The sequence below is a fragment of the Streptomyces sp. BBFR2 genome, assembly GCF_044497305.1.
Lineage (GTDB): Bacteria > Actinomycetota > Actinomycetes > Streptomycetales > Streptomycetaceae > Streptomyces.
The window spans coordinates 4,858,851-4,869,899 of record NZ_CP172415.1; the positions used below are offsets into that span (position 1 = coordinate 4,858,851).

Annotated in this window: 7 protein-coding genes; 4 read left to right on the forward strand and 3 right to left on the reverse strand. The window is 71.2% G+C overall.

Annotated features, from left to right (window positions below; genetic code table 11):
- Positions 1–5 precede the first annotated feature (5 nt).
- Positions 6–1,388 carry a glycine--tRNA ligase gene (locus ACGH2B_RS19755; RefSeq protein WP_399091283.1) on the forward strand — a complete coding sequence of 461 codons (1,383 nt, stop codon included), beginning with the start codon at positions 6–8 and terminating at the stop codon, positions 1,386–1,388.
- 96 nt (positions 1,389–1,484) lie between these two features.
- Here the strand turns inward: ACGH2B_RS19755 and ACGH2B_RS19760 are convergent, their stop codons facing one another.
- Entirely contained in the window at positions 1,485–2,957 is a 1,473-nt protein-coding gene (locus tag ACGH2B_RS19760; RefSeq protein ID WP_399091286.1) for an MFS transporter, read from the reverse strand.
- Between the two features lie 305 nt (positions 2,958–3,262).
- On the opposite strand from ACGH2B_RS19760, the gene dusB reads away from it, so the two are divergent.
- Positions 3,263–4,390, forward strand: a complete 1,128-nt coding sequence (dusB, locus tag ACGH2B_RS19765; RefSeq protein ID WP_399091289.1) for a tRNA dihydrouridine synthase DusB — start codon at positions 3,263–3,265, stop codon at positions 4,388–4,390.
- Between the two features lie 127 nt (positions 4,391–4,517).
- Here dusB and ACGH2B_RS19770 read toward each other — a convergent pair whose 3' ends face one another.
- Entirely contained in the window at positions 4,518–5,588 is a 1,071-nt protein-coding gene (locus ACGH2B_RS19770) for a glutathione S-transferase family protein (RefSeq protein WP_399091292.1), read from the reverse strand.
- A gap of 445 nt (positions 5,589–6,033) precedes the next feature.
- Here ACGH2B_RS19770 and ppdK point away from each other — a divergent pair, with 445 nt between their 5' ends.
- Complete coding sequence (ppdK, locus tag ACGH2B_RS19775) at positions 6,034–8,814, forward strand: pyruvate, phosphate dikinase (protein ID WP_399097140.1); 2,781 nt, start codon at positions 6,034–6,036, stop codon at positions 8,812–8,814.
- Between the two features lie 687 nt (positions 8,815–9,501).
- A complete protein-coding gene (locus tag ACGH2B_RS19780) occupies positions 9,502–10,323 on the forward strand; it encodes an ArsR/SmtB family transcription factor (RefSeq protein WP_399091295.1) in 822 nt (273 codons plus the stop codon).
- 330 nt (positions 10,324–10,653) lie between these two features.
- Here ACGH2B_RS19780 and ACGH2B_RS19785 read toward each other — a convergent pair whose 3' ends face one another.
- Positions 10,654–10,962: a hypothetical protein gene (locus ACGH2B_RS19785; protein ID WP_399091298.1), complete on the reverse strand. Its 309-nt coding sequence runs from the start codon at positions 10,960–10,962 to the stop codon at positions 10,654–10,656.
- Positions 10,963–11,049 lie beyond the last annotated feature (87 nt).

Sequence of the window (11,049 nt, forward strand, 5' to 3'; positions counted from 1 at the left end):
GCACCGTGGCCGCCGACAAGATCGACAGCATCGTCAGCCTGAGCAAGCGCCGTGGCTTCGTCTACCCCTGCAGTGAGATCTACGGCGGTTCGCGCGCCGCCTGGGACTACGGTCCGCTGGGCGTCGAGCTGAAGGAGAACCTCAAGCGCCAGTGGTGGCGCGCGATGGTCACCTCGCGCGAGGACGTCGTCGGTATCGACTCGTCGGTGATCCTGGCGCCCGAGGTCTGGCAGGCGTCCGGCCACGTCGCCACCTTCACCGACCCGCTCACCGAGTGCACCTCCTGCCACAAGCGCTTCCGCGCCGACCACCTGGAGGAGGCGTACGAGGCGAAGCACGGCCGGCTGCCCGCCAACGGTCTCGCCGACCTGAACTGCCCGCACTGCGGCAACAAGGGCGGCTTCACCGAGCCCAAGCAGTTCTCCGGTCTGCTCTCCACCCACCTCGGCCCCTCGCAGGACACCGCCTCGGTCGCCTACCTGCGCCCCGAGACCGCGCAGGGCATCTTCACCAACTTCGCGCAGGTCCAGCAGACCTCCCGGAAGAAGCCCCCGTTCGGCATCGCGCAGATGGGCAAGTCCTTCCGCAACGAGATCACGCCGGGCAACTTCATCTTCCGCACCCGCGAGTTCGAGCAGATGGAGATGGAGTTCTTCGTCAAGCCGGGCGAGGACGAGCAGTGGCACGAGTACTGGATGGGCGAGCGCTGGAACTGGTACCGCGACCTCGGTATCCGCGAGGAGAACATCCGGTGGTACGACCACCCCAAGGAGAAGCTCTCCCACTACTCCAAGCGCACCGCTGACATCGAGTACCGCTTCAACTTCGGCGGCACCGAGTTCTCGGAGCTGGAGGGCGTCGCCAACCGCACCGACTTCGACCTCTCCGCGCACGCCAAGGCGTCCGGCCAGGACCTCTCCTACTTCGACCAGGAGGCCGGCGAGCGCTGGACCCCCTACGTCATCGAGCCGGCGGCGGGCGTGAACCGCGCGATGCTCGCCTTCATGCTCGACGCGTACATCGAGGACGAGGCGCCGAACGCCAAGGGCAAGATGGAGAAGCGCACGGTCATGCGCCTCGACCCGCGCCTGGCGCCGGTCAAGGTCGCGGTCCTGCCGCTCTCCCGCAACCCGCAGCTCTCGCCGAAGGCCAAGGGCCTCGCCACCGACCTGCGCAAGAACTGGAACATCGAGTTCGACGACGCCGGCGCCATCGGCCGCCGCTACCGCCGCCAGGACGAGATCGGCACCCCGTTCTGCGTCACCGTCGACTTCGACACCCTCGACGACAACGCCGTCACCGTCCGCGAGCGCGACACCATGAAGCAGGAGCGCGTCTCCCTGGACCAGATCCAGGCATACCTGGGCGCGCGACTGCTCGGCTGCTGAGCCGGGGCGGGCGCCGCACCCGCATAAGCCGCCGGCCCCCTCCGTAGTCGCTACGGAGGGGGCCGGCGGCATGTGCGGGGTGCGGGGAGTGCCGTTTCACCGGCCCGCGCCCGAGCGGGCCACATCCGGTGGGGTCTCGCTGGCGAAGAGGGCGGCGGTGCGGTGGGCCGTGGTGCGGGCCCAGGCGCCGGTGGTCAGGGCGCCGAGCAGCAGGACGGCGGCGCCGCAGCCGGTGATGATCCACCAGGCGGGGCGGGCCGCCGCGATGAAGTCGGCGGTGGCCGCCGCGCCGCCCGGGGCCGCCGCCCGTACGCCGCCGGCCAGCACCGCGCCGATCACCGCGACGCCCAGCGACGAGCCGACCTGGCGGCTGGTGGACGCCACGGCCGCCGCGACGCCCGCCTGGGTGCGGGGCATCCCGGAGACCGCGGTGTTGGTGATCGGGGCGTTGACCAGGCCGAAGCCGATGCCGAACAGCACGTATCCGGTGAACAGCAGGGTGGTGGTCGACTCGGCGTCGAACGCGGCGAACATCAGCCCGCTGGCGGCCATCGCGCAGCCGGCGAGCAGCAGCGGCAGCCGGGGCCCGCGGCCGCCCACCAACCGCCCGGACAGCGGCGCGCACACCAGCGTCATCCCGGCCATCGGCAGCATGTACAACCCGGCCACCAGCGCGGAGTGGCCGCGGATGTTCTGCAGGTAGAGCGTGTTGAGGAAGAGGAACCCGGCCAGCGAAGCGAAGGCGCAGACCGCTATCACGGTGGCGCCGCTGAACGGTGCGCTGTGGAAGAAGCGCAGGTCGATGAGGGGTTCCACGCGCCGCCGCTCGTAGCCGATCAGTGCGGCGAGCGCGGCCAGCGCGACGGCGGCGAACGTCAGGATCTCCGCGGAGAGCCAGCCCGTCCCCGGCGCCTCGATGATCGCGTACGTCAGGGCGCCCAGCAACGCGATGACCAGCAGTTGGCCGACCGGGTCGGCGCGGCGCGGGCGCGGTGCGCGGGACTCGGGGACGTACCGCAGGGTGAGGAAGAGGGCCAGGGCGCCGATCGGGACGTTGATCCAGAAGATCGAGCGCCAGCCGATGGACTCCACCAGCAGTCCGCCGATGACCGGCCCGGCGGCCATGCTGATGCCGACGACACCGCCCCACACGCCGATCGCCCGGGCCCGTTCGCGCGGCTCGGTGAAGGTGTTGGTGATGATCGACATCGCGACGGGGTTGAGCATCGACCCGCCGACCGCCTGCACCATACGGAAGACGACCAGCCAGGTGAGGCTCGGCGCGAGGCTGCACAGCAGGGAGCCGAGGGAGAAGACGGCGAGCCCGACGGTGAAGACCCGCCGCCGCCCGAGCCGGTCCGCGGTCGAACCGGACAGCATCAGAAGCGACGCCAGGACCAGCGTGTAGGCGTCGATGGTCCACTGCAGCCCGGAGACGGAGGCGTGCAGTTCGTGCTGGAGGGAGGGGAGTGCGACGTTGAGGACGGTGTTGTCGAGGCTGACGATCAGCAGGCTCATGCAGCAGATCGCCAGGACGAGCAGCCGCCGCCGGTGGCTCAGCTCAGACATGGTTGAACGCTACAACGATATGTGGGGGAGAGCCCGGCCGGGCGGCGCGTTCCGGCGCGTACGCCCGCGGGGGCGCATACCCGGCGCCGCCCCGGCCCGCGTGGTCCGCCGCCGCCCGCACCCGGGGCGCACGCCCCGCCGCCGCCCCGGCCACCCGTAGGGGACACGTCCCCCGGCACCGCCCGCCTCCGTACCGCCCCGGCCACCCGTACGGGACGTGCCCGCCGGATGCGGGACAATGGGAGGTCGCACCGCCGGGTCGCCCCGGCGCCGCACCGCCACCGACCGCCGAAGGAACCCGCCTCATGACCTCGCTCCAGATCGGACCGCACACGGCGTCCCCGCCCGTGGTGCTCGCGCCCATGGCCGGGATCACCAACGCCCCGTTCCGGACGCTGTGCCGGGAGTTCTCCGGCGGCAAGGGGCTCTTCGTCAGCGAGATGATCACGACGCGGGCGCTGGTCGAGCGCAATGAGAAGACCATGCAGCTCATCCACTTCGACGCGTCCGAGAAGCCGCGCTCGATCCAGTTGTACGGCGTCGACCCGGAGACCGTCGGCAAGGCCGTCCGCATGATCGCGGAGGAGGATCTGGCCGACCACATCGACCTGAACTTCGGCTGCCCGGTCCCCAAGGTGACCCGTAAGGGAGGCGGCTCCGCGCTGCCGTACAAGCGGCCGCTGCTGCGCGCGATCCTGCGCGACGCGGTGGCGAACGCGGGGAGCCTGCCGGTGACGATGAAGATGCGCAAGGGCATCGACGACGGGCACCTCACCTACCTCGACGCGGGCCGGATCGCCGCCGAGGAGGGCATCACCGCCATCGCGCTGCACGGCCGGACCGCCGCCCAGCACTACAGCGGCACCGCCGACTGGGACGCCATCGCCCGGCTCAAGGAGCACGTCTCCGAGATCCCGGTGCTCGGCAACGGCGACATCTGGTGCGCCGACGACGCGCTGCGGATGGTCCGCGAGACCGGCTGCGACGGCGTCGTCGTCGGCCGCGGCTGCCTGGGCCGTCCGTGGCTCTTCGGCGATCTGGTCGCCGCCTTCGAGGGCACCGGCGCCTACACCGAGCCGACGTTCGGGCAGGTCGCGGCGGTGATGGTGCGGCACGCGGCGCTGCTCGGCGAGTGGATCGGCGACGAGAGGCGCGGCGTGATCGACTTCCGTAAGCACGTCGCCTGGTACACCAAGGGCTTCGCGGTCGGCTCCGAGATGCGCCGCGGTCTCGCCGTCAGCTCCTCCCTCGCGGAGCTTGAGGACCTGCTCGGCAAGATCGACGCCGACCAGCCCTGGCCCGCCGGCGCCGACGGCCCGCGCGGCCGCACCTCGGGCCGCGACCGCGTCGTCCTCCCCGACGGCTGGCTCGACGACCCCAATGACTGCACCGGCGTCGACGCCGGCGCGGAACTGGACACCTCGGGCGGCTGATCCGGCCGATCCGGCCGACGGCGACGGCGGGCCGGTCACCGGGCCCGCCGGGTCCGGCCCCCGGCGGGGGCGCGCCCGGCCCGGTGCGCCCGCCCGGCTGGCCCCGCCCCGCCGGGCGTCCGCGCGCTCACGGCCGCCCGCTCGGCGGCACCACTTCCCCGGCCGGTACCGGCCCCGGCGGCGTGCCGTCGCCGAACGGCCGGCCGCCCAGCTCCTCGCGGTGGTGCGGTGTCAGCCAGCCCCGCAGCTCCGGCCCGTCGGGCACGATCCCGGTCGGGTTCACGCCGGTGTGCACGCGGTAGTAGTGCTCCTTGATGTGGTGGAAGTCGACGGTGTCGCCGAATCCGGGCGTCTGGAAGAGGTCCTTCGCGTACGCCCACAGCACCGGGTCCTCGGCCAGCTTGTAGCGGTTGCACTTGAAGTGGCCGTGGTAGACGGGGTCGAACCGCACCAGTGTGGTGAAGAGCCGGATGTCCGCCTCGGTGATCGTGTCCCCGACGAGGTAGCGCCGCCCGGCCAGCCGCTCCGACAGCAGCTCCAGCCGCCGGAACACCGCCGCGTACGCCGCGTCGTACTCCTCCTGCCCGGTCGCGAACCCGGCGCGGTAGACCCCGTTGTTGACGTCCCGGTAGACGCCCTCCATCACCTCGTCGATCTCCTCGCGCAGCGCCTCGGGGTAGAGGTCGGGCGCGCCGGGCCGGTGCAGCGCCCGCCACTCGGTGGCCAGGTCGAGGGTGAGCTGCTGGAAGTCGTTGGTGACCAACTGCCCGCTCGGTACGTCCACGACCGCGGGGACGCTCACCCCGCCCGGGTATCCCCTCTCGCGTCTGTCGTACGCCTCGCTCAGGAAGCGGGTGCCGAGGACCGGGTCGCGCCCGTCCGGGTCGAGGGTGAAGCGCCAGCTCCGGTCGTCCTGGACAGGATCGGTGATGCCCATGGAGAGCGCGTCCTCCAGGCCGAGCAGCCGCCGGGAGATCACCGCCCGGCTCGCCCAGGGGCAGGCGCGGCTGACGATCAGCCGGTAGCGCCCCGCCTCGACCGGCCAGCCGTACCGTCCGTCGGCGGTGATGCGGTCGGCGAAGTGGCTGCGGGAACGGGAGAACGGCTTGCGGCCGTAGGCGGTGTTGCCGACGCCGCCGGGGGCGGACGCGCCGGCGCCCTCGGGACCGGCGCCGTGACTGTCGTGCGGGCGGGCCATCGCTCACTCCTCGCGGTGGGGACTGCTTGCCCGCCGAGCTTTCCCGCCCGGGGCCGCCGCGTCCCGGAAGGCTCGGCCGACCGGGCGCCCCGTGCGCTCCGTGCCGGTCCGGAATCGGACCGGGGAGTGCTCGAATGATGGGACCGTAGCCCGTCCGAGCGCGTGATCCTCGCCACCCCTGATAGCTCTTGCGCTCAGATGAGCAGATCGTACGGGGGTCCACCTCTCCAATGCTGGCACTGGGTGCCACGTGGTTGATGTTCATCTCCCGTACGCAAGCGAGGCGGAGAGTGACGAGAATCCGCAATACCGCAACGCACCGCGCTCATCCATTCAAGTGATGTATTCACCCGTCAAGGAGATATCTCTTTCGATCCGGTGGCGGACGAGCGGTTACGTACGCATGTCGACCAAGTGGACGTACCCAGATGCCTTCGATCTGGGTATGTTCCTCGCCGTCAGGGCAGCCATCCGCGAGGAGTCCAGTCCCGTGCCGGAAACACAGAATCCCCACGTAACCCAGCCTGCGTCCGCGAAGTTCGTGTACGACTTCACCGAGGGCAACAGGGACCTCAAGGACCTGCTCGGCGGCAAGGGCGCCAACCTCGCCGAGATGACGAACCTCGGTCTCCCGGTCCCGCCCGGCTTCACCATCACCACCGAAGCCTGCAAGGTCTACCTGGAGAGCGGGGAGGAGCCCGCGGCACTCCGTGCCGAGGTCTCGCAGCACCTCGACGCCCTTGAGAAGCGGATGGGCAAGAAGCTCGGCCAGGCCGACAACCCCCTGCTGGTATCGGTGCGTTCGGGTGCGAAGTTCTCCATGCCCGGCATGATGGACACCGTCCTCAACATCGGCCTCTCCGACGCCTCGGTCGGCGGGCTGGCGCAGCAGGCGGGCTCCGAGCGGTTCGCGTGGGACTCCTACCGCCGCCTCATCCAGATGTTCGGCAAGACCGTGCTGGACGTCGACGGCGACCTCTTCGAGGAGGCGCTGGAGGACGCGAAGAATGCCAAGGGCGTCACCGTCGACGTCGACCTCGACGCGGGCGACCTCAAGACGCTGGTCGAGCAGTTCAAGGGCATCGTCGCCCAGGAGACCGGCCGGGACTTCCCGCAGGACCCGCGCGAGCAGATGGACCTCGCCGTCCGCGCGGTCTTCGACTCGTGGAACACCGACCGCGCCAAGCTCTACCGCCGCCAGGAGCGCATCCCCGGCGACCTCGGCACCGCCGTCAACGTCTGCTCCATGGTCTTCGGCAACCTCGGCCCGGACTCCGGCACCGGCGTCGCCTTCACCCGCGACCCCGCCTCCGGCCACCAGGGCGTCTACGGCGACTACCTCCAGAACGCGCAGGGCGAGGACGTCGTCGCCGGTATCCGCAACACGGTCCCGCTCGCGGACCTGGAGCAGATCGACAAGGCGTCGTACGACGAGCTGATGCAGATCATGGAGACGCTCGAAACGCACTACAAGGACCTGTGCGACATCGAGTTCACCATCGAGCGCGGCAAGCTCTGGATGCTCCAGACCCGCGTCGGCAAGCGCACCGCCGGCGCCGCCTTCCGCATCGCCACCCAACTCGTCGACCAGGGACTCATCGACGAGGCCGAGGCCCTCCAGCGGGTCAACGGCGCGCAGCTCGCGCAGCTCATGTTCCCCCGCTTCGACCTGGGCGCCAAGGCGGACACCATCGGCCGCGGCATCGCCGCCTCGCCGGGCGCCGCCGTCGGCAAGGCCGTCTTCGACTCGTACACCGCGGTCAAGTGGTCCCGCTCGGGTGAGAAGGTCATCCTCATCCGCCGGGAGACCAACCCCGACGACCTCAACGGCATGATCGCCGCCGAGGGCATCCTCACCTCCCGCGGCGGCAAGACCTCGCACGCCGCCGTCGTCGCCCGCGGCATGGGCAAGACCTGTGTCTGCGGCGCCGAGGAGCTGGAGGTCGACACCAAACGCCGCCGGATGACGACGCAGGACGGCGTGGTCGTCGAGGAGGGCGACACCGTCTCCATCGACGGCTCCACCGGCAAGGTCTACGTCGGCGAGGTGCCCGTCGTGCCGTCCCCGGTCGTCGAGTACTTCGAGGGCCGGATGCACGCCGGCGCCGACGACGCCGACGAACTGGTCAAGGCCGTCCACCGGATCATGGCGTACGCGGACCGGGTCCGCCGCCTGCGGGTCCGCGCCAACGCCGACAACGCCGAGGACGCCGCGCGCGCCCGCCGGTTCGGCGCCCAGGGCATCGGCCTGTGCCGTACCGAGCACATGTTCCTCGGTGAGCGCCGCGAGATGGTCGAGCGCCTGATCCTCGCCGACACCGACGCCGACCGGGACGCCGCGCTGGAGCAGTTGCTGCCGCTGCAGAAGGCCGACTTCATCGAGCTGTTCGAGTCGATGGACGGGCTGCCGGTCACCGTCCGGCTGCTGGACCCGCCGCTGCACGAGTTCCTGCCCGACATCACCGAGCTGTCGGTCCGCGTCGCGCTCGCCGAGGCCCGCAAGGACGCCAACGAGAACGACCTGCGTCTCCTCCAGGCCGTCCACAAGCTGCACGAGCAGAACCCGATGCTGGGTCTGCGCGGTGTCCGTCTCGGCCTGGTCATCCCCGGTCTGTTCGCCATGCAGGTCCGCGCCATCGCGGAGGCCGCGGCCGAGCGCAAGGAGGCCAAGGGCGACCCGCGTGCGGAGATCATGATTCCGCTGGTCGGCACGGTCCAGGAGCTGGAGATCGTCCGCGACGAGGCCGAGCAGGTCATCGCCGAGGTCGAAAAGGCCCACGGCGTCAGCCTCAAGCTCACCCTCGGCACCATGATCGAACTGCCCCGCGCCGCCCTCACGGCCGGTCAGATCGCCGAGTCCGCCGACTTCTTCTCCTTCGGTACGAACGACCTCACGCAGACGGTCTGGGGCTTCTCCCGCGACGATGTCGAGGCCAGCTTCTTCACCGCGTACCTGGAGAAGGGCATCTTCGGCGTCAGCCCCTTCGAGACGATCGACAAGGACGGCGTCGGCTCGCTGGTCCGCAACGCCGCCGCGGCCGGCCGGGCCACCCGCCCGGACCTGAAGCTCGGCGTCTGCGGTGAGCACGGCGGCGACCCGGAGTCCGTGCACTTCTTCCACGAGGCCGGACTCGACTACGTCTCCTGCTCGCCGTTCCGCATCCCGGTCGCCCGCCTGGAGGCCGGCCGCGCGGCCGCCGAGTCCCAGGGCAGCGACAGCCGCTGAACCACGGGTGCCGGGCGTGCCCTCACACGCCCGGCACCCGTACTCCCACCGGAACCGCCGGCCGGCACCACCACCCTCACCGCCGCCGGGGCTCCGGACCGACGAGGGCGGCACCTTGTGCGGAGGTGCCGCCCTCGGATTTTTCCGCGGTGCGGGCGGGTGCGCGGCAGCGGTGGCGGTTCCACCGGCGCGGCATCGGCGCAGGACATGCGGACGAGGGCGGCACCCGTGCGGAGGTGCCGCCCTCGCTTTTTCCGAACTCCCCCCTCGGGAGCCGCCGCCTCCCATGTCGGCGTGGGGGCGGCTTTCAACGCGAATGCGGCGCGGCTGGTTCCATGCCCGTCACCCCCCACGGGATCGAGCAATCCGTGCCGCGCACACCTGCGGTGAATTGAGTACAGCATTCCTGGTGTCCACCCCTGTGCGCGACCCTTTTCAACTCTGGCCAAAAGGGCATGGTGACCGCACGTATCTGCGTGCATACTCAGGCGGGTCGGGGTGTCGGAGATGTAACCAAGGGGTGGGGGTTCGGTGTTGCGCGTCCATTTCAGTGGACCCGATCTGGCCCGCGTGCGGATTGCCGCGCGCCCCGATGCGCTGTGGGAAACAATTTTAAGTTTTCACCGACTCCGGGACCGGCGGGACGGAGTGGCCTTCGGGAAATGGCGGATGGAAACAAGGGGAAAGTTGAATGGCGAAACGCGGTTGCTGGCGCCGCTCGTGCCCACCCGCGGCTATTTCCCGGATTTCCTCACCCCGCCCGAGGGGCAACTCGGCGTCGATGACGCGCTCTCCGCGCTGCGCGAGACCCCGCCCGCCCGCGTCCACACCGAACTCGCCGGGCTCGCCCGCCCCCGGTCGCTGCCCCCTTGGATACGGGCCATGGGCGACGGCGACACCCGGCAGCTCGGCCACCTCGCCGGGGCGCTCCAGCGGTACCACGCGGCGGCCGTCGCCCCGTACTGGCCGCGGCTCCAGGCCCGGATAGAGGCCGACCGCGCCGCCCGGGGCCGGGCCCTGCTCGACGGCGGCGCCGAACGGCTGCTCGCCACCCTCCCCTCGACGCTGCGCTGGCGCGCCCCCGTCCTGGAGGTCGAGTACCCCGTCGACCGCGACCTCCACCTGGGCGGACGCGGTCTCCTCCTCATGCCGTCCTACTTCTGCCGCCGCACGCCGGTCACCTTCCACAACCCGGATCTCACGCCGGTGCTGGTCTACCCCGTCGACCACCCCGTGCCGCGCGCCGCGCCGGCGGCGCCGCCCGGCCGCTCCCTGGGACGCCTCGTCGGCCACACCCGCTCGGCGATACTCCGCGGCGTCGGCGCCGGCTGCACCACCACCGAACTGGCCCGCCGCGCCGACGTCTCCCTCGCCTCCGCCAGCCAGCACGCGACGGTCCTCCGCGACGCCGGCCTCCTCCTCACCCTCCGCCGCGGCAACGCGGTACTCCACACCTTGACGCCACTGGGGGCGGCGCTTCTGCGGGGTGGGCAGGTGGGGGAGGGGTGACGCGGGGGCCTGATGAGGTGCCTTCGCGGTGAGTGCCGGACGGGGCCGATGCGGCGAGGTTCCGGCGGTGTGTTCCGGCCTGCCGGGGAAAGTCCGGTGGGCGGCCGAAATCGTCGTTCCGGTAAGGGACACACCATGAGGCGCGGTACGCAGAGGTCTTCCGGGAAGGCGAAACGCCGTCGGTCGTCGGCTGCGGCGGCCGGAGGCACTGGCTCGGCCCCGCTTCCGTGCCCCGCTCCGAGGGGGAGCAGCGGGGAAATCCTGGAAACCTGAGGCGCTCGTGCGGCCGTTCCCGGAATTCCCTTCGGAGCTTCGCCGGCCGTACCGGCGTTACCCGTTCTGCCGCCGGTAGAGCGCGATGGCGCTCTCGTTGGGGAGGTTGGGCACGGTGACGGATTCGCCGGTGGTCTTGGACACCACGATCTTCGCTCCGCCGGGCGGCGCGGGAAGCGGGACGCCTGCGGCGTCGGTCCGGGAGACCGGCGGGAAAACGGGGTGGACGAGGTAGCCGATATCGAATTCCTCGACGGCCAGCGGCACCGGCGTGCCATCGGGCAGCGTCGGCTCGGCGTAGCGGTCACGGACGAGCGCGAGCGCTTCCTCGGGGCTGGTCGGCGGGGTGTCGGCGTGCTGGGGCATCGGGGGCCGGCTCCTGTTCGGTGGGGGTGCGGGGGCTCGTCAGCTCACTGGGGGCAGGGCTTGTTTCTTCGAGGTTTCCTCCTTCGT

What these genes read in the sequence shown, in the direction of transcription:
- ACGH2B_RS19760 (WP_399091286.1), bottom strand. Translation starts at nt 2,957, where the DNA reads ATGTCTGAGCTGAGCCACCGGCGGCGGCTGCTCGTCCTGGCGATCTGC.
- dusB (WP_399091289.1), top strand. Translation starts at nt 3,263, where the DNA reads ATGACCTCGCTCCAGATCGGACCGCACACGGCGTCCCCGCCCGTGGTG.
- ACGH2B_RS19770 (WP_399091292.1), bottom strand. Translation starts at nt 5,588, where the DNA reads ATGGCCCGCCCGCACGACAGTCACGGCGCCGGTCCCGAGGGCGCCGGC.
- ppdK (WP_399097140.1), top strand. Translation starts at nt 6,034, where the DNA reads ATGTTCCTCGCCGTCAGGGCAGCCATCCGCGAGGAGTCCAGTCCCGTG.
- ACGH2B_RS19785 (WP_399091298.1), bottom strand. Translation starts at nt 10,962, where the DNA reads ATGCCCCAGCACGCCGACACCCCGCCGACCAGCCCCGAGGAAGCGCTC.